The 17,531-nt window shown below is 71.6% G+C and carries 18 protein-coding genes; 6 read left to right on the top strand and 12 right to left on the bottom strand.

Annotated elements, in window-relative coordinates:
• Nucleotide 1 precedes the first annotated feature (1 nt).
• From J0P97_RS08295 to J0P97_RS08275, 5 genes are read left to right on the top strand one after another with little or no spacing between them, the layout of a single operon-like run.
• Complete coding sequence (locus J0P97_RS08295) at nucleotides 2-871, top strand: ABC transporter ATP-binding protein (protein WP_215487302.1); 870 nt, start codon at nucleotides 2-4, stop codon at nucleotides 869-871.
• A complete protein-coding gene (locus tag J0P97_RS08290) occupies nucleotides 861-1,769 on the top strand; it encodes an ABC transporter permease (RefSeq protein ID WP_215487301.1) in 909 nt (302 codons plus the stop codon). Before J0P97_RS08295 ends, J0P97_RS08290 begins: the two co-directional genes overlap by 11 nt.
• Nucleotides 1,766-2,602: a uroporphyrinogen-III C-methyltransferase gene (cobA, locus tag J0P97_RS08285; protein ID WP_215487300.1), complete on the top strand. Its 837-nt coding sequence runs from the start codon at nucleotides 1,766-1,768 to the stop codon at nucleotides 2,600-2,602. Before J0P97_RS08290 ends, cobA begins: the two co-directional genes overlap by 4 nt.
• Complete coding sequence (locus tag J0P97_RS08280; RefSeq protein ID WP_215487299.1) at nucleotides 2,599-4,035, top strand: FAD-dependent oxidoreductase; 1,437 nt, start codon at nucleotides 2,599-2,601, stop codon at nucleotides 4,033-4,035. The genes cobA and J0P97_RS08280 overlap by 4 nt, the downstream gene beginning before the upstream one ends.
• Nucleotides 4,032-5,018 carry an NAD(P)/FAD-dependent oxidoreductase gene (locus tag J0P97_RS08275; RefSeq protein ID WP_308163518.1) on the top strand — a complete coding sequence of 329 codons (987 nt, stop codon included), beginning with the start codon at nucleotides 4,032-4,034 and terminating at the stop codon, nucleotides 5,016-5,018. The genes J0P97_RS08280 and J0P97_RS08275 overlap by 4 nt, the downstream gene beginning before the upstream one ends.
• Before the next feature lie 45 nt (nucleotides 5,019-5,063).
• On the opposite strand, the gene J0P97_RS15585 is transcribed toward J0P97_RS08275, so the two are convergent.
• The 3 genes from J0P97_RS15585 to dcd form a co-directional block, all read right to left on the bottom strand.
• Nucleotides 5,064-5,648, bottom strand: a complete 585-nt coding sequence (locus J0P97_RS15585) for an NUDIX domain-containing protein (RefSeq protein WP_308163517.1) — start codon at nucleotides 5,646-5,648, stop codon at nucleotides 5,064-5,066.
• A 145-nt stretch (nucleotides 5,649-5,793) separates the two neighbouring features.
• Nucleotides 5,794-6,651 (bottom strand): serine/threonine-protein kinase, encoded by an 858-nt coding sequence (locus J0P97_RS15580; protein ID WP_246540042.1) that lies wholly within the window; start codon nucleotides 6,649-6,651, stop codon nucleotides 5,794-5,796.
• Nucleotides 6,629-7,234 carry a dCTP deaminase gene (gene dcd, locus J0P97_RS08265; RefSeq protein WP_215487297.1) on the bottom strand — a complete coding sequence of 202 codons (606 nt, stop codon included), beginning with the start codon at nucleotides 7,232-7,234 and terminating at the stop codon, nucleotides 6,629-6,631. The genes J0P97_RS15580 and dcd overlap by 23 nt, the downstream gene beginning before the upstream one ends.
• A gap of 49 nt (nucleotides 7,235-7,283) precedes the next feature.
• On the opposite strand from dcd, the gene J0P97_RS08260 reads away from it, so the two are divergent.
• Nucleotides 7,284-7,532, top strand: a complete 249-nt coding sequence (locus J0P97_RS08260) for a hypothetical protein (RefSeq protein ID WP_215487296.1) — start codon at nucleotides 7,284-7,286, stop codon at nucleotides 7,530-7,532.
• A 40-nt stretch (nucleotides 7,533-7,572) separates the two neighbouring features.
• On the opposite strand, the gene J0P97_RS08255 is transcribed toward J0P97_RS08260, so the two are convergent.
• The 9 genes from J0P97_RS08255 to J0P97_RS08215 all read right to left on the bottom strand — a co-directional run bounded on the left by J0P97_RS08255 (nucleotide 7,573) and on the right by J0P97_RS08215 (nucleotide 17,475).
• Nucleotides 7,573-7,740 carry a hypothetical protein gene (locus J0P97_RS08255; protein ID WP_215487295.1) on the bottom strand — a complete coding sequence of 56 codons (168 nt, stop codon included), beginning with the start codon at nucleotides 7,738-7,740 and terminating at the stop codon, nucleotides 7,573-7,575.
• 63 nt (nucleotides 7,741-7,803) lie between these two features.
• Nucleotides 7,804-8,721, bottom strand: coding sequence for a PfkB family carbohydrate kinase (locus tag J0P97_RS08250; RefSeq protein ID WP_215487294.1), 918 nt, complete (start codon nucleotides 8,719-8,721; stop codon nucleotides 7,804-7,806).
• Nucleotides 8,721-10,244 carry a glycoside hydrolase family 32 protein gene (locus J0P97_RS08245; RefSeq protein WP_246540040.1) on the bottom strand — a complete coding sequence of 508 codons (1,524 nt, stop codon included), beginning with the start codon at nucleotides 10,242-10,244 and terminating at the stop codon, nucleotides 8,721-8,723. Before J0P97_RS08245 ends, J0P97_RS08250 begins: the two co-directional genes overlap by 1 nt.
• Complete coding sequence (locus J0P97_RS08240; RefSeq protein ID WP_215487293.1) at nucleotides 10,241-11,752, bottom strand: glycoside hydrolase family 32 protein; 1,512 nt, start codon at nucleotides 11,750-11,752, stop codon at nucleotides 10,241-10,243. The genes J0P97_RS08245 and J0P97_RS08240 overlap by 4 nt, the downstream gene beginning before the upstream one ends.
• On the bottom strand, nucleotides 11,749-12,807 hold the full coding sequence (locus tag J0P97_RS08235; protein WP_215487292.1) for an ATP-binding cassette domain-containing protein: 1,059 nt from the start codon (nucleotides 12,805-12,807) through the stop codon (nucleotides 11,749-11,751). Before J0P97_RS08235 ends, J0P97_RS08240 begins: the two co-directional genes overlap by 4 nt.
• Nucleotides 12,804-13,739, bottom strand: a complete 936-nt coding sequence (locus J0P97_RS08230) for an ABC transporter ATP-binding protein (RefSeq protein ID WP_215487291.1) — start codon at nucleotides 13,737-13,739, stop codon at nucleotides 12,804-12,806. Before J0P97_RS08230 ends, J0P97_RS08235 begins: the two co-directional genes overlap by 4 nt.
• The gene (locus J0P97_RS08225) at nucleotides 13,736-14,749 is read right to left on the bottom strand and encodes an ABC transporter permease (protein WP_372449686.1); all 1,014 of its coding nucleotides are present in this window, start codon (nucleotides 14,747-14,749) and stop codon (nucleotides 13,736-13,738) included. The genes J0P97_RS08230 and J0P97_RS08225 overlap by 4 nt, the downstream gene beginning before the upstream one ends.
• A 13-nt stretch (nucleotides 14,750-14,762) precedes the next feature.
• Nucleotides 14,763-15,740, bottom strand: coding sequence for an ABC transporter permease (locus tag J0P97_RS08220; RefSeq protein WP_215487289.1), 978 nt, complete (start codon nucleotides 15,738-15,740; stop codon nucleotides 14,763-14,765).
• Nucleotides 15,741-15,807: 67 nt separating this feature from the next.
• Nucleotides 15,808-17,475, bottom strand: a complete 1,668-nt coding sequence (locus tag J0P97_RS08215) for an ABC transporter substrate-binding protein (RefSeq protein ID WP_215487288.1) — start codon at nucleotides 17,473-17,475, stop codon at nucleotides 15,808-15,810.
• Nucleotides 17,476-17,531: the final 56 nt, after the last annotated feature.

The raw sequence follows: 17,531 nt of genomic DNA, 5'->3' as shown, positions 1-17,531 counted from the left end.
CATGCCCCGTTCCCGCACTCAGCCAGGGGCCGGCGCGCCCGCGTCGGCGACACCGGCCGTGGCATCCGCCGGGCTCCTCCCGAGCTTCGACCTCGCCGCACCGCCCTCCGTCGCGCCCTCCGAGGCGCCCGCGATCGTGCGGCTGGACGGCGTCGGCAAGCGGTTCGGCACCGGTCCGCTCGTCCTCGACGGCGTCACGCTGGACATCCGGGCGGGCGAGTTCGTCTGCCTCGTCGGGGCGTCCGGGTGCGGGAAGTCGACCCTGCTGAACCTCGTCGCGGGTCTCGATCGGCAGAGCTCCGGCACGATCGAGACCCCGGCGGCGGGATCGGCCGTCATGTTCCAGGAGTCGGCGCTCATGCCGTGGCTCACCGCATCCCGCAACGTCGAACTCGCGCTGCGGCTGCGCGGCGTGCCGCGCGGAGAGCGGCGGACGCGGGCGCGGGAGCTCCTCGACATCGTCAACCTGGCGGATGCCGCGGACAAGCGCCCGCACGAGCTCTCCGGCGGCATGCGCCAGCGCGTCGCGCTCGCGCGCGCCCTCGCGCAGGACCGCCCGGTCCTGCTCATGGACGAGCCGTTCGCCGCCCTCGATGCGATCACCCGCGACCTTCTCCACGAAGAGCTCGAGCGGGTGTGGCGGGCGACGGGCCGCACGATCGTCTTCGTCACGCACAACGTGCGCGAGGCGGTGCGCCTCGGCCAGCGGGTCGTGCTCCTCTCCAGCCGACCCGGCCGCATCGCCCGCGAGTGGCGAGTGGCACCGGCATCCGCCACCCGCGGGCGCCGCACCGAGTCGCCCGAGGTGTCGAGCCTCGCCGCGGAGATCACCGAGCAGCTCCGGAAGGAGATCCGCCGCAATGCCGCATGACACCCCTGTCCTCGACCGCTCGGATGCCGCGCCCTCCGCCGAGGAGGCACGCACCCTCGCCGGCCTCGACCGCCTGCAGACCGCCGCGGGCCGCGACGCCGGGGCGTGGCGCAGCTTCTTCTCCGGCGTCATCCCGCCGCTCATCTTCGTCGCGCTTCTCATCGCCGCCTGGCAGCTCTACATCGTGATCGCGCAGCCGCGGCCCGACATCGTCCCCGCACCGCTGGACGTCCTCGGCGCGTTCGGCGACGCGCTCGAATCGGGCCGGATGCAGCTCGCCGTCGCGACGAGCCTCGAACGGGGCGTCCTCGGCTTCCTCATCGCGATCGTCGTGGGCACGCCGATCGGGCTGCTGCTCGCGGAGGTCCGACCGATCCGCCGCGCCGTGGGCCCGATCGTCTCGGGCCTGCAGGTGCTGCCGTCGGTGGCCTGGGTGCCCGCCGCGATCCTGTGGTTCGGGCTCTCGGACGCCACCGTCTACTTCGTCATCCTCATGGGGGCCATCCCCTCGATCGTCAACGGCCTGATCGCGGGGGTCTCGCAGGTGCCTCCGCAGTTGCGGCGCGTCGGCACCGTGCTCGGCACCACGCGCCTCACGCAGCCGCTGCTGATCGTCCTCCCCGCGGCCCTCCCGGGGTACGTCGCCGGCCTCAAGCAGGGCTGGGCGTTCTCCTGGCGCTCGCTCATGGCCGCCGAGATCATCGCGACCGGCGGGTCGATCGGCTTCGGTCTGGGCGCCATGCTCGACCAGAGCCGACAGCTGGCGGACCTCGCCGGCGTGCTGGCGACGATCCTCGCGATCCTCACCATCGGCATCCTCGTCGAACTCGTCGTCTTCGCGCCGCTCGAGCGGCGGATGCTCCGCAATCGGGGCCTCCTGCAGGGAGCGACGGCATGACCGGCGCCGCGGCCGGGCCGGGCCTCGGCTCGGTGACCCTCGTCGGAGCGGGGCCGGGAGACCCGGGCCTGCTGACCCTGCGCGGCCTGCGCGCGCTCGAGCGCGCCGACGTGATCGTCGCCGACCGTCTCGGCGCGCGCGCCGTCCTCGACGGGCTCGCCGCCGACGGTGTGCAGCTCCGCGCGGAGGTCGTCGACGTCGGCAAGACGCCCGGACACCACGCCGTGCCGCAGGATGCCATCAACGCCCTCCTCGTCCAGCTCGCGCGGGAGGGGCGCCACGTCGTGCGCCTCAAAGGCGGCGACCCGTACGTGTTCGGCCGGGGGCTCGAGGAGCTCGCCCACTGCCGCGCCCACGGGGTCGACGTCGAGGTGGTCTCCGGGGTCACGAGCGCGGTGTCGGTGCCGGCGGTGGCGGGCATCCCGCTGACGCATCGCGGCATCGCGACGGCCTTCACGGTCGTCACCGCGCACGATCAGATCCCCGGCATCGGCGGGGGGCGCGACCACACGGTCGTGCTGCTCATGGGCGTCGGGACGCTCGCCCATGCGGCGCACGTGCTCGCCGCGGGCGCCGACGGCCGCAGCGGTCGCGGCGCCGACTGCCCCGTCGCGATCGTCGAGGACGGCTACGGCCCCGGTCAGCGGGTGACCATCGGCACGCTCGCGACGATCGCCCACCAGGCGGCGGCGCGCGGCGTCCGCTCGCCGGCCGTCGTCGTCGTCGGCGATGTCGTCGCCCTCAGCCCGTACGCTCCCGACAGCCTCACCGCCGCTCAGTCCGTCAGCCCCCTCCAGCCGGCCGACCCCCTCCTTCGAAAGGCCCCCGCATGACCTCCACGATCCACGAGTCCGCCCCGACCCCTGAGCGGGTCGACGGACTCCGCGTCGCCATCATCGGCGCCGGGCCCGCCGGCATCTACGCGGGCAACATCCTGCAGAGCGCCGTCGAGAGCCTCGGCGGCACCGTCGCGATCGACCTCTTCGAGTCGCTTCCCGCTCCGTACGGCCTCATCCGCTACGGGGTCGCGCCCGACCACCCCCGCATCAAGGGCATCGTGAACTCGCTGCACGAGATGCTCGACGCGGGCTCGATCCGCTTCATCGGCAACGTCGAGGTGGGGCGCGACATCGCGCTCGACGAGCTGCAGGAGCGCTACGACGCCGTGATCCTCGCGACCGGCGCGATCCGCGACGCGGCGCTCGAGATCCCCGGCATCGACCTCGCCGGCTCGTACGGCGCGGCCGACTTCGTCGCCTGGTTCGACGGGCACCCCGACGTGCCGCGGGAATGGCCGCTCGACGCGCGCGAGATCGCGGTGATCGGCAACGGCAACGTCGCGCTCGACATCGCCCGCATCCTGGCGAAGCACCCCGAGGACCTCCGCTCGACCGAGGTCGCCGACACGGTGCTCGCAGGGCTCGAGTCATCCGCCGTCACCGACGTGCACGTGTTCGGTCGCCGCGGCCCGCTGGACGTGAAGTTCACGCCGATCGAGCTGCGTGAGCTCGGCGAGGTGCCCGGGGTCGACATCGTGCTGGCCGAGGAGGACTTCGCCGCGCTGGATGCCGCGGTCGCCGCCGGAGCCCCCGGCACCAACCAGCTGAAGGTCATCCGCCGCACCTTCGACGCATGGCGCACACGCGACGCGGAGGCGTCCCGCACCCACGGCGAGCGCGCGCGGCGCCTGCATCTGCACTTCTTTCACGCGCCCGTCGCGGTTCTCGGCGACGAGCGGGTGGAGGCCGTCCGGTTCGAGCGCACGGCGCAGTCGGAGGACGGTGCGGTGCGCGGCACGGGCGAGCTCCGTGACATCCCCGTGCAGGCCGTGTACCGCGCGGTCGGGTACTACGGCACCCCGGTCGTGGGGGTGCCGTTCGACGAGCGCCGCGGCGTGATCCCGAACGCCGAGGGCCGGGTCCTCGCGGGCGATGCGCCCGCGCCCGGTCTGTACGCGACCGGGTGGATCAAGCGCGGCCCGGTGGGGCTCATCGGGCACACGAAGTCGGATGCCATGGAGACGATCGCCCACCTCGTCGCCGACGCGCAGGCGGGCGCGCTGACCGCGCCGGTCGAGACGGGCGATGTGCTGGAGGTCCTCGCCGCTCGCGAGGTGCCGTACACGACGTGGTCGGGCTGGCTGGCGCTCGACGCGCACGAGCGCGCGCTCGGCGCGGGGCACGTCCACGCGCGCGAGCGGGTGAAGGTCGTGCCGCGCGACGAGCAGGTCGAGGTGTCGCGCGCGGGCGCGCTGATCGGGTCGTGACCGCCGTCCGCGGCGACGCCCGCGCGCCGGGCGGCGCTCCGGCGCCCGCGCCGCTCGTGGACGTCGTGGTGATCGGCGGCGGTCCGGCGGGCCTTTCCGCGGCGCTCAACCTCGGACGCGCCCGGGCGTCGGTCATCGTCGTGGACGCGGGCCGCCCCCGTAACGCGGCGACCCTCCGCTCGCACGGGTTCCTCACGCGCGACGGCATCCCCCCGATCGAGCTGCGCAAGCTCGCGCATCTCGAGCTGGCGGGGTACCCCGACGTCCGCGTCCTCGACCGAACGACCGTCACCGAGGTGCGGGCCACGGATGCCGCTGACGGCATACGCTTCGAGATCTTCCTGGCCGGGCGCTCCGCCAAGACCACCCCTCTCGTGCGCACACGAACCGTGATCGTCGCGACGGGTCTGCACGAGACCCTTCCCGACGTCCCCGGCATCCGCTCGTTCTACGGGATGTCGCTGTTCAGCTGCGCCGCCTGCGATGCGTGGGAGCTGCAGGGGCAGCGCCTCGCGCTCATCGGCGAGACCCCCGATCTCGCCGAGCGTGCGCGCCTGATCGCGCGGTGGAGCGAGCACCTCACGGTGTTCACGAATGCCGCGCCCGTCGTGGACGCCGCCGACGAGGCCGAGCTCGCCGCCCGCGGCATCGCGGTCGAGCGTCGGCCGATCGCCGATCTCGCGGGAGAGCGCGGCGCGATCCGTGCCGTCGTCCTGGACGGCGGCGATCGCGTCGAGGTCGACGGCGGGTTCGTGCGCCCCGACTGGGAGCCCGCGCTCGACTTCCTGACCGGCATCGACGTCGATCGCGATGCCGACGGCCACCTCGTCACCGACCGCTCGGGTCGCACCTCGGCCGCGGGGCTGTACTCCGCGGGCGACGCGGCATCCGGTGCGCAGCAGCTCATCGTCGCCGCGGGGCAGGGCGCGCGGGTCGCAGCCGTGCTCGTGCACGACCTCGTCGGGGTCACGACCGCGCACTGACCCCCCGGGCCGGCGCGACCCGCTCCGGATCGCTCCGGTTCGCCGTCAGCGAGTGGGGCCGCCTCGGGCGGGGATGCCTCGGACAGCCGTCGCGACCCGCGCCGCGAGGTGCGGCTGGGTCTGCGGGAGCTCGGCGAGGGGCCACCAGGCGACCTCGTCGCTCTCATCGCTGACGACCACGGGCTCCGCCTGTGACGCGACGCCGAGGAAGCCGAGATCCCAGTGGGTGCGGCACGCGCCGAAGGAGCCGATGAGCCGGTGCGCGTCGATGTCGACCGGCCGCGCCGAGAGCAGGCGCACTCCCGGCAGGCCGCCCTCTTCTCGGGCCTCGCGGAGGGCCGCCGCCGCGGGGTCGGCGTCGCCCGCCTCGAGGTGACCGCCGAGCTGGAGCCACCGGCCGGCCTTCTTGTGCAGGGCCAGCAGGATCGACCGACGATCGCCCGACAGCACGAAGCAGCTCGCCGTGATGTGCTCCGGAGCGCCGCCCTTCCGCACGAAGTCACCACCGAGACCGGTCAGCCGCTCCACCGCATCGTCGCGCAGACGCGCGTGATCCGGATCGGTCGGCGACCATTGCCGCAGCGTGCGCTCGGTGGTCGATGCGATCCGATCCCAAGCCTCCGTGTCCACCCCCCGACAGTAGCCGAGGGGCCGCGGAGGTTCGCTCTGTGGACTCCGCCCCGCCCAGCTGGCGTGTCGGCGGGGGTGAGGCAGGTGATCACCGGCGTCCGCGCCAGGTGAAGCGACGGGACGCCACCAACGCCGGGCGGCCGCATCAGACGCGGGCGGACGCCTCTCGCCAGCCGTCGGCGAGGGCTGCCACCGAGGGCCACCGACGCGACCGATCCGGCTCCAGCGCCCGGGCGGCCACGGCGAACTGCGCAGGGGTGCCCGCCCACGACCCGCGGTCCTTCTCCGCATCGTCACCGAGGAAGGAATGCGTCAGCGCGCCGAGGGCGAACACCGTGGTGACCTCGTCGATGCGCGCGCCGCGCTCGTATTCCTCCGGTGACATGAAGCGTGCGGACCCCCACATCCGCCCCCGGTCGTTGACGGAGGGACCCCGTCGGTAGAAGTCGAGGTCGCAGAGGGTCGCCGCCCCTGTCGACGGGTCGACGAGGACCGACCCGTCGTACAGGTCGACCGCGACCCATCCGCGCGCGGCGGCACGCACGTGCACGTCGAGGATGCTCTGCACCGCCGCAGATCGGACGGCGACCGGCAGAGCGCGCACGCGGGTCGCCTCCCCGTACTGGCGCCCGAGGGGATCGGCGTCCACCCAGTCGAACACGAGCGCGAACCCGCCGCCGCATTCGACGGCCTCTCGCAGCACGATCACATTCGGGCCGCGCAGCTCCTCGTACACCTGCTGCGCGCTGCGCAGGGCGGTGACCGCATGCTCCGGATCGACCGCAGACCTCACGGTCGGCGCGCCGGCGAACTTCACGAACACGCGATCCGCACCGCGCTCCACTCCGGCGCAGAGATTGCCCGAATCCTGATCGTCGAACACGCGGAAGACGCGGCCCCACCGCCCGAGGAACGACAGATCGTACGGCCTCGACAGACGCACCGGCAGCCCATCGACGAACGCGACGTGGGGCGGCGGGTCAGTCTCCGCGGGCCCCGGCATCCGTCGACCCGACATCGGTGCGGTGGAAGTTCTGGGACGATCGGGATGCCGTCGGCCCCCGCTGCCCGTGGTAGCGGTTGAGATACGGCCCCGTGCCGTAGGGGTTCTCCGCCGCCGAGGAGAGCCGGAAGAAGCAGAGCTGCCCGATCTTCATCCCCGGCCACAGCTTGATCGGCAGGGTGGCGACGTTGGAGAGCTCGAGGGTCACGTGGCCCGAGAAGCCCGGGTCGATGAACCCTGCGGTCGAGTGCGTCAGCAGACCCAGCCGGCCGAGCGAGGACTTGCCCTCGAGGCGCGCGGCGACGTCATCCGGGAGAGTCACCTGCTCGAACGTCGACCCGAGGACGAACTCGCCCGGGTGCAGGATGAACGCCTCGTCGGGCCGCACCTCGATGAGGTGCGTGAGGTCGGGCTGATCCTCGGCGGGGTCGATGAACGGGTACTTGTGGTTGTCGAACAGCCGGAAGTACCGGTCGAGCCGCACGTCGACGCTCGAGGGCTGGACCATCTGCGGGTCCCAGGGGTCGAGACCCACCCGTCCGGAGGAGATCTCGGCTCGGATGTCGCGGTCGCTCAGCAGCACGCCGCCAGCCTACCGGCGCTCGGCCGAGCGGCCGCGCTAGGTTGCGACCATGAACCCTGACTACGGCCCCGCGGCCGGCTTCGGCATCGGCTTCATCGTCCTGATGATCGCGATCTACCTCGCGCTCATCGCCCTCGGCATCTGGATCCAGTACCTCCTGATGCGCACCGCGGTGAAGAACGGGATCAAGCTCGCGATGCAGGAGACGGGCCAAGCTTTCCCGCCGTCGCAGTACCACCCGCCGATGCCCCCGCAGGGCTATCAGCCCCCGCAGGGCTATCAACCGCCGAACGGCTGACCGACCGCCGAATTGCCGACCGACCGCCTCTCACCGTCCGTCAGGCCAGGCCGGTGCCGGTCGTCGGCTCCTCGTCCTGCTCGAGGCTCTTGTTCGGGTCGGTCGAGGAGTCGTCGATCTCGGTGGCATCCTCCGCCTCGTCGGCCTGCTCCTCGGCGAGGTCGAGGAGCTTCTCCTCGTCCTTGTGGTGGGGCTTCTCTCCGTACATCGGGGTCCTCCGTCTCGATCGCAGCGCCCGGCGCCGCCTGCCTCCATCCTCCCCGTCCGGTGGTCAGGATGCCAGGGGCGCCGCCGCCGCCTCGAGGATCTCATCGAGGGTCGGCAGGTCCGCCCCGGCCCGCTGCACGGTGATCGCCGCGGCAGTGGCGGCGTACGACCCGGCAGCGAGAAGGTCGGCCTCCGTCGCCGCGTCGAGCAGCTCCGGAGAGGAGATCACGCGCCGGATCAGTGCTGCCATGAACGTGTCGCCCGCACCGACCGTGTCGCGGACGGCCACCCGCGGCGCACCCACGTCGACCACGGCGCGGGACGACTGCAGGATCGCCCCCGAGCCACCCGCCGTGAGGGCCGCCACACCTGCGCCGAGCTCGACGAGGTGGGTGCACACCTGCCTCGGCGTGAGGGCGGGGTAGAGCCACTCGGCATCCTCGTCGCTGAGCTTCACGAGGTTCGACATCGACACCAGTCGCTCGAAACGCGCCCGCGTCTGCGCGTGCGCGGGGACGAGCGCCGGTCGGATGTTCGGGTCGAACGTGACCACGGTTCCGGGCCGACGCTCGCGCAGGGCCGCTTCCACGGCCGTCGCTCCCGGCTCGACGAACGCGCCGATCGAGCCGACGTGCACGTGGGTGGCATCGCCGAGCGCGACCGGCCGCTCCAGCGTCCACGCGATGTCGAAGTCGTATGCGGCCGAGCCGTCCGCGCCGATGCGAGCATGCGCCGTCGACGTCGCCGGAGCCGACCACGAGGCCGGATCGATGTCGACGCCCTCCCCCTCCAAGTGTGCGCCGATCCGCTCACCGCGCTCGTCGCGCGCGAGCGCGGTGAGCAGCCGCACGGGGATGCGCTGACGGGCGAGCCCGAGCGCGACGTTGGCGGGCGATCCGCCGACCACTTCCGCCGTCCGCCCGTCGGTGCCCGTGACGATGTCGATGAGGCTCTCACCGATGACGAGGACGCCGCCGCCCATCAGCGGGCCTCCTCGCTCTCGTGCGCGGGGACCGACGATTCAGGAACCAACAGTTCGCGGATCATCAGATCGCGGAAGGTGGCGGATCCTCCGCGCGCGTACAGGCGGATGCCGTCATCGGAGGGGAGCGGGAAGACGCGGTGCGACTGCACGCTGCGGCCGTCATCGACGAACACCTCGACGCTGGTCCGGTCGACGAGCATCCGGAAGGACACCCGCCCGCGGGAAGTGTCCAGCGGCGCGCGGGTGCGACCCCGGGTGGGGTTGATCGTCATCGTGCGGTCGAGGAAGACCTGCGCCGCGCCCACGTCGAGGCCGACGCCGACGAAGCGGGTTCCGCCCTCCGCGCGGCAGACGTCGACACCGACCTCGCTCGTCGGAGTGAGGGCGTCGACGCTCCACTCGATGACGCATTCGAGATCGTATGCCGCGAGGTGGAGGGGGAGGTCGACGTGACCGTCGACCTCCTGGTCGCCGAGACGGTGCTCACGCGTCGTGTAGTCGCGGAGCGCCGAAGTGGGTGCGCTCGCGAGGCAGTACCCGCCCGCGTCAGGCACGAGCCGCAGATCGCGGACGATCATGTCGTCGCCGTTGTAGCCGTCGGTCAGCAGCGTGGGGGTGTTGTGCGGGTAGTCCCAGAAGTTCGCCCATCCGATCGCGTGGCGCACCGTGGCATCCTCGTCGCCCGTGGGCGTGTGGTGGGGATAGGTCACCGCACCGTAGAAGTCGAACCCCCAGTCCAGCCAGCGCGGCTCGGCAGCGTCGGGGACGAACCCGGCGCCGTCGAAGGCGCCCGTCCAGTACGCGTAGGTGGCCGGCAGGCCCCGGTGCTTCGCGTTGGCGCTCACTCCCAGGACCCAGTGCGAGCTCCCGTCGGAAGCCGTCATCTCGAAGAGGTCGGGGCATTCGAGCAGCCCGAGGTCATCGCGGGCGAACTCTCCGACGCGCTGCCACGCCGCCAGGTCGGGCGAGACGTAGAAGCCCAGACGGTCGCCCTCGGCGAGAGCCATGAACCACCGCCCGCGGACGGCGTCCCAGATGACCTTCGGGTCGCGGAACTCCGCGATGTCGGGGTCGGCCAGAACCGGGTCGGTCCCACCGGGGCCGAAGGACGCGCCCCCGTCGGTGGAGAACCAGAGGTACTGCGCCTGGGCGCCCTCGGGCACCTGGTCGGTCCGCGCCTGCGTGACCAGAGCGATGACGGCGCCGCGACCGTATCCAGCGGTGTCATCGACGTCCACCACGAGGGACCCCGACCAGCAGTCGCCGTTCCCGTCGGTGAACTTCTCGATCGCGACGCCGCGGTCGACGAAGGCGACGTGGTCACGGGTCGTCGCCCGCCGCCACGCCGTCCCGCGGCCGCCGGCGAGGTAGTCCGCGTTGTAAAGGTAGTAGTAGTGGTACTCGCCGTCCAGGAAGATCGGCCGCTGCGGATCGTTCTTCCAGTTGTCGGGGACGCTGAAGTGGAACGCCGGTCGCATGCTCGCGGGCGAGGGCGCCGGCGGCGGGGCGCCCGCGCTCATCCGGCCTGCACCTCGGCCGTGCGCGCTGCGGCCCGCATCGACCACGCGGTCACCTCCGCCGTGACGCCCTGCCCGGCCAGGCGGACTCCGAGGGCGTCCTCACGCGTGGGGTAGACGCGTGCCGTCAGGGGGACCCCGCCGACGAACACCTCGAGGGCGGAGTGGTCCACGAGGATGCGGAGGTTCGCGCGTCCGGCCTCATCGAGAGGCACCTCCCCCGCGCGTCCACTCGCGTCGACCTCCGGGTCGAGGCTCGAGCGCGAGCGATCGAGGGTCAGCTCGGCGTGGGCGCCGCGCCGCGTCAGGCGGAGCACGGTGCCCTCGGCGCCGTCGTCGGTCGCCCGGAGCTGGACGGTGGCGATCCCCCCGTCCGGGATCGTCAGCTGCAGCTCGAGATCGAGCTGATCTCCGCGCACCACCTCGACCGGCTCGATGCCCAGCACGGAGGTGAGGGAGCGCAGTCGCGCCTCGCGGAGCGACGCCACCTCGGGGGCGGGCTCCTGGTGCAGCGACCCGTCGGGGTTCGCCGAGACGACGCGGGGCAGCGACATGACCCCCGACCATCCGGCGGCGACGGCGGCGGCGTCCGGCCGCCCTTCCTGCAGCCACCCGAACATGACGCGACGCCCCGCATCGTCGCGCATCGACTGCGGCGCATAGAAGTAGCGGCCGCCGAGGTCGAGGCGGCGGAGCGCCTCGGGCACGAAGCGGTTCCCCTCATAGCGGCCCGTCCAGTACAGCGGGTGATGCGTGACCCCGTCGTCCCAGGCGGAGAAGACCAGGATGTCGGCGCCGCCCGCACCGGGGATGCCGGTGGCCGGCCCGTCGAGAGAGAAGAAGTCGACGCACTCCCACATGGTCCCGGTCCAGTCCGGGGCGCCCTCAGGCCGGTCGTCGGAGTCGCCCACCAGCAGCGGTCCGACGAACGACCAGGTGCGCAGGTCGTCCGACTCGTAGAGGAAGGCCGTCCCGCCCTCGCCGCGGATGCCGGCGCCGATCAGCTGACGCCAGCGACCGCCCTCGCGCCACACGCAGTGGTCGCGGAACGCGACCACGTCGAACCCGTCGGGCAGCGCGGGGATGACCGGGTTCGCGGCATCCTTCGTCCAGTGCACGAGGTCGGCGCTCCCGGTCGCCACGCAGGGCAGCTCGCGCTCCCCGTGGCGCCCGGAGTAGACGAGCGTCGGAATGCCGCCGTCGTCGACGAGCACACCCGACCAGCATCCGTCGACGTCCGCACCCGCGCTCGGGATGAGCGCGACGGGGAGGTCCCGCCAGGTCACGAGGTCGGAGCTCACGGCGTGCCCCCAGTGGATGCGCGCGTGAACCGGCGCGTACGGGTTCAGCTGGTAGAAGAGGTGGTACTCCCCGTTCCACTGGGTCAGCCCGTTCGGGTCGTTGAGCCAGCCCGCGGGGGCGGTGAAGTGGAAGGCGGGCCGATGCGGATCGGTCGCGGCGCGGGCGATGAGGTCCTGAGGGACCAGCGTGTCTGCGGAGAGCGTGCTCATGCGGCGGTGTCCTCGTTCGGTTCGGGCAGGTCGGCCACGTCGGGCAGGTCGATCGCCGTCCCCGGCGCGTCGGCGGGCGGCGCGTACAGTCCGCAGCGCACCCAGTGCTCCGCCGGACCCTCCACGGCGTGGAAGACCGCGCGCTCCGAGGAGCACTCGGAACCGGGCGTCCCCTCCCACGCGCACGAGGTCGGACTCACGACCTCCCTGCGCAGCCGGGCGCGCTCCACGGGATCGAAAGCGCCCTGCCGGCGGGGGTCGGGGACGGCCGAGATGAGGAGCTTCGTGTACGGATGCCGCGGGTCGGCGAGAAGCGTCAGCGCGTCGCCTCCCTCCACGAACTCCCCCGCGAACATCACGACGATCCGGTCGGCGAGGTAGCGCGCCGACGCGAGGTCGTGGGTGATGTAGAGCATCGAGATGCCCTGCTGCTCGCACAGCGACCGCATGAGGTTCAGCACGCCGATGCGGACGGAGACGTCGAGCATCGACGTCGGCTCGTCGGCGAGGATCAGCCGGGGACCCACGGCCAGCGCCCGCGCGATCGCGATGCGCTGCCGCTGACCTCCGGACAGCTCGTGCGGGTATCGGTCGAGGAACTCTGCGGGCAGGTCGACCTTCGCCATGAGCCGCCGCTTGGCATCCTCGAGCGCCTGGCGGCCCGAGACGGCGCCGTGGACGCGCAGCGGCCGCTCCAGGAAGTGGCCCACGCGGTGCACGGGGTTCAGCGAGCCGAACGGATCCTGGAAGATCATCTGCACGGCGGAGCGGTACGCGCGGCTCGCGCGGTGCCGCTCCGCCCGGAGGATGTCGCGGCCCTCGAAGAGGAAGGTGCCGTCGGTCGGCTGCTCGAGGCGGGCGAGGCAGCGCGCGAGGGTGGACTTGCCGCTGCCGGACTCGCCGACGAGGGCGACGATCTCGCCGTGCGCGATGTCCAGGTCGACACCGCCGAGGGCTCGGACGGCGCCGCGGGAGAACATCCCGCCGGTCGAGAACGTCTTCTGCAGGCCCCGGATCGACATGACAGGGGTATCTGCGGTCTGTGGGGTGCTCATCGCGTGGCCTCCAGCGGCGAGGTCGAGTCGAGGGTCGGGGCGGCCGGCGCGGCCGGCGCAGACCAGTGGCCGGGCGCGACCTCGACGAGGTCGGGGATGCGGGTGAAGCGGACGCCCTCGCCGAGTCCGTGCAGACGCGTGCGCGGCCCGCTCATCGGGGGGAACGCGTTCATCAGCGCGCTCGTGTAGGGGTGGCGCGGCGTCTCGAAGATCTCCGACGCCGGCGCGGTCTCCACGAAACGGCCCGCGTACATGACGGCCATCCGGTCGGAGAGCTCCACCATCAGCGACATGTCGTGCGTGATGAACAGGATGGCGAAGCCCAGTTCGCGCTGCAGGTCCTTGATCTGCGCCATGATCTCCTGCTGCACCACGACATCGAGCGCGGTCGTCGGCTCGTCCATGATGAGCAGCGGGGGTCGGAGGGCCGTGGCCATCGCGATGACGACGCGTTGGCGCATGCCGCCGGACAGCTGGTGCGGGTAGGACCGCAGACGATCGTGCGGGATGCCGACGAGGTCGAGCAGCTCGGCCGCGCGGCGCAGGGCGGCCTTCTTCGACATCCCCTCGTGCGTCGTGTAGATGTCGGCGATCTGGTCGCCGATCGTCATGACGGGGTTGAGGGAGTTCATCGCGCTCTGGAACACCATCGCGACCTGGCGCCAGCGGAAGGCGCGGAGCGCCGCGGCATCCAGCCGCAGCACGTCGACGTCGCGGAAGCGGATCGAGCCGCCCGCGATGACGGCGGGATCGCGAAGCAGCCGCAGGATCGCGTTCGCGATCGTCGACTTGCCGCAGCCCGACTCGCCGGCGAGGCCGAACACCTCGCCCTCGCCGATCTCGAAAGTGACGCCGTCCACGGCGCGGACCGTGCGCTGGTCGGTGACGTACTCGACCGAGAGATCCTCGATCCTCAGCAGCGGCGCGCTCATCGTGCCGCCTCCTCTCCGGTGGATCCGGTGCCGTCGACATCGGCGACGACGGGCGTCGGGGCGAACGGCGAGACCCGGCGGCGGGGTCGACGCAGTCGCGGATTGGTGGTCTCGTCGACGCCGTAGTTGACGAGGGCGAGCGCGAAGGCGACGAGGGCGATGGAGACCCCCGGGGGGACGAAGACCCACCACGACCCGGTGAGGAGGGCCCCGTCGTTGCTGGCCCAGTAGAGGTTGGTGCCCCAGCTGACCGTGGAGATGTCGCCGAGGCCGAGGAACTCGAGTCCGGCCTGGGCGCCGATGCCGAAGATCACACAGGCGAGGAGCGTGCTCATCACGATGGATGCCATGTTGGGGAGCATCTCCCGGAACATGATCCGCAGCGACGACTCCCCCGTGACCTGCGCGGCGGCGACGAAGTCCTTGCCGCGGATCGACAGGGCCTGCGAGCGGAGCACGCGGGCGGAGCCGGCCCACCCCGTGATCACGAGCACGATGATGACGGTCGTGATGCCCGGCGGAAGGAACGCCGCGAGGATGACCAGGAGCGGAAGTCCGGGCAGCAGCAGGAACACGTTGGTCACGAGCGACAGCAGGTTGTCGACGGACTTGCCGAGGTAGGCCGAGGCGAGACCGACGAGCAGACCGACGAGGGTCGAGAGGATTCCCACGGTGAAGCCGACGAACAGGGACGATCGCGCGCCCCAGATGTTCAGCGCGAGCACATCCTGACCCTTCGCCGTCGTGCCGAGCAGGTGCTCGGCCGAGGGCGGCTGTGCGCCGAGGCCCTGGATGAGCGTCGGGTCGCCCGGGGCGAGGACGGGGGCGAGCAGCGCGATCAGCACGAAGACGACGAGGATCACGAGCCCCGCCACGGCCTTGCCGTTGGAGAGCAGGCCGCGCAGCAGCCCCTCTCGGCGGGGGCGCCGCAGGCGCGGTGAGTGCTCGTCCTCCGGCGGGGAGCCGAGTTCGAGCTCGGCGAGGGCGCGGGGATCTTGGGCGAGAGACATCGTCATGCTCCGATCAGCTGACGCGCACGCGCGGGTCGAGCCGCACGTACACGATGTCCACGAGGAAGTTGGCGATCAGCACGGCGGTGGTGATCGTGAGGAAGAGCCCCTGCATGAGGGGATAGTCGAGGTTCTGGACCGCCGACAGCAGCTGGTAGCCGACGCCGGGGTAGGCGAAGACGACCTCGGTGAGCAGCGCACCGCCGACGATGAAGCCCAGCGACATCCCGAATGCGGTCACCGAGGGGAGCATCGCGTTGCGGGCCGCGTACGCGAACATGATGCGGTTGCGCCGCAGCCCCTTCGCCTCGGCCATCGTGATGTAGTCCTCGGCGTTCGTGGAGATCATCGTGTTGCGCATGCCGAGCATCCACCCGCCGATCGACACCAGGACGATCGATGTGGCGGGGAGGAACAGGTGCCAGGCGACATCGCCGATGAAATCGAGCGAGAACTCCGGCGTGGCACCGACCGAGAAGGCATGGCGCAGGGGGAACCACCCGAGCGTGACGCCGAACAGGTACAGCAGGCCCATCGCGAGCCAGAAGTAGGGGAACGAGCCGATGAAGATGAGCACGGGCGGCAGCACGGAGTCCAGAGCGCTGCCGCGACGCCACGCGGCGAGGATGCCGAGCAGGTTGCCGATCAGCACGGCGATGATCAGCGACGTGAGTCCGAGCAGGATCGTCCAGCCGATCTGGCTGGCGATGACGTCGGTGACGGGGGTCGGGAAGCGCGAGATCGAGAAGCCGAAGTCTCCCCGCAGGATCTGCCCGAGGTACCGGAAGTACTGCTCCCACAGCGGTGCGTCGTCCAGTCCGAACGAGCGCCGGAGCGCGTCGATCTGGTCGGGGCGGATCGCGCCCTGCAGGCGGGCCACCATGCGGGTGACCGGGTCGCCGGGCATGAGGCGCGGGAGCATGAAGTTGAGGGTGATGGAGACCCAGAAGGCAGCGAGGTAGAAACCCAGGCGCCGAAGGATGTAACCCATGATGATTCTCCGCGGATGACCACCGCACCGCCCGTGATGGGCGGGCGGCGCGGTGGTCGACCGATCGTCAGCCCGTGACGGGCTCGAGGGTGGTGAGCAGCAGCACGGCGGAGCGTGCCTTCGGAGCGCCCAGCGACGCGTAGGGGTTGTCCGCGTCGGGCCAGCCCGTGAAGCGGAGCGTGGTGGCGGCGCCGAACTCCGGCCCGGGGAACAGCGGCACGACGGGAGCCACATCGGCGAACAGCGCCTGCAGCTTGTTCATGGCCGCGTGCTGCCCGGCCTCGTCCGAGGTCGACGCGAACTGCGCGAGCAGGGCGTCGGCCTGGGCGTTGCCGTAGCGGTGGTAGTTCTCGAAGGCCTGATCGCCGACCGGCTTCACCGTCTCGGTCGACATGACGCCGCGGTAGAACTGGTACGGCGTCGGGGCATTGTTGCTCCAGACGATGCCGGAGTCGAACGAGCCGTTCTCGTAGCTCGAGACGACATCGGCCCAGTCGCGGGCGTTGACGGTGACGGTGACCCCCAGCTCGGCCAGGTTCTGCGAGATGACGTTGCCGACGGACACCCAGTCGCTCGAGGTGGTGCCCACGGAGAAGTCGAACGCGAAGGGGGTGCCGTCGGGGAGGACCCGCTTGCCGTCCGCTCCCTTGGTGATGCCCGCGGCATCCAGCATCGCGCCGGCGGCGTCGAGATCGCGCGCCGTCCAGGTGCAGGAGTCCGCGACGGAGGTGTCACGCCAGGCGTCGTAGGCGCCGGAGAGGCCGGTGCAGTCGGCAGGCTTCGTGTACCCCTGCATGCCGATCGACGTCACCTGGTCGCGATCGACGGCGAGAGACAGCGCCTTGCGCACGTCGGGGTTGTCGAACGGCGCTTTCGTCGTGTTGAACTGCCAGCTGATCGTCGACCCGATCGTGGGGAACCAGTAGAAGCGGTGCTCCGGGTCCTTGTCGACGAAGGACTGCTGGATGTTCGGCATGAACTGGGGAGCCCAGTCGACGTCTCCGTTGGCGGCAGCGAGGTTCGCGCCGTCGTTCCCGGCGAAGGCGAGCATGCGCACGCCCGCGATCTTCTGCTTCTCCGGCTGCCAGTAGTGCGGGTTCTTCAGGAGGTCGAAGGACTGAGCCTGGAAGTTCGTGACCTCGGTGTAGGGGCCGGTTCCGATCGGCTCGGGGTTGGTGAACTTGGCCGGGTCGCTCTGCGCGTCCCAGATGTGCGACGGGGCGATGATCTGCTGACCGACATCCAGCAGCGCCGGCGAGAACGGCGTGTTGAAGGCGAACTGCACCGTGAGGTCATCCACCGCGGTCACCGTGTCGATGTAGTCGAATCCGCCGCGGATCTCCTTCTGCAGCGCGAAGCTCGTGACGACGTCCTGAGCGACGAGGGGCTCGCCGTCGGACCAGCTCACGCCCTCCCGCAGGTGGAACGTGAGACCCGTGCCGTCGGCCGCGGCCTCCCAGTCGGTCGCGAGCCACGGGGTCGTGGTGCCGTCGGCGGGGTTGAAGACGAGCATCGACTCGTAGATGGCCACCTGGGTCATCGGGAAGTCGGGGTTCGAGAAGGGGTTGAAGTTCTGATCGAACGTCCCCATGTCCTCGCGGGGGATGGTCAGCAGCTGTGAGCCGTCGAGGTCTGCGGCGGCCTTGCCGCCCCCTCCCGAGCATCCCGCCAGCAGGATCGCTCCTGCGGCGACGATGGCGGCGAGCGCCGCCATCCGTCCTCTCCGTAGTGCCATGATTGGTGCTGTTCCTTTCTTCTGCGTTGAAGCCGAAGGTCGTGCTCGTCGCGGGA

It is taken from the genome of Microbacterium flavum, assembly GCF_018717645.1.
Taxonomy (GTDB): domain Bacteria; phylum Actinomycetota; class Actinomycetes; order Actinomycetales; family Microbacteriaceae; genus Microbacterium; species Microbacterium flavum.
Note: the sequence above shows the minus strand (reverse complement) of the source record. Positions and strands in the feature narration are given on the sequence as shown.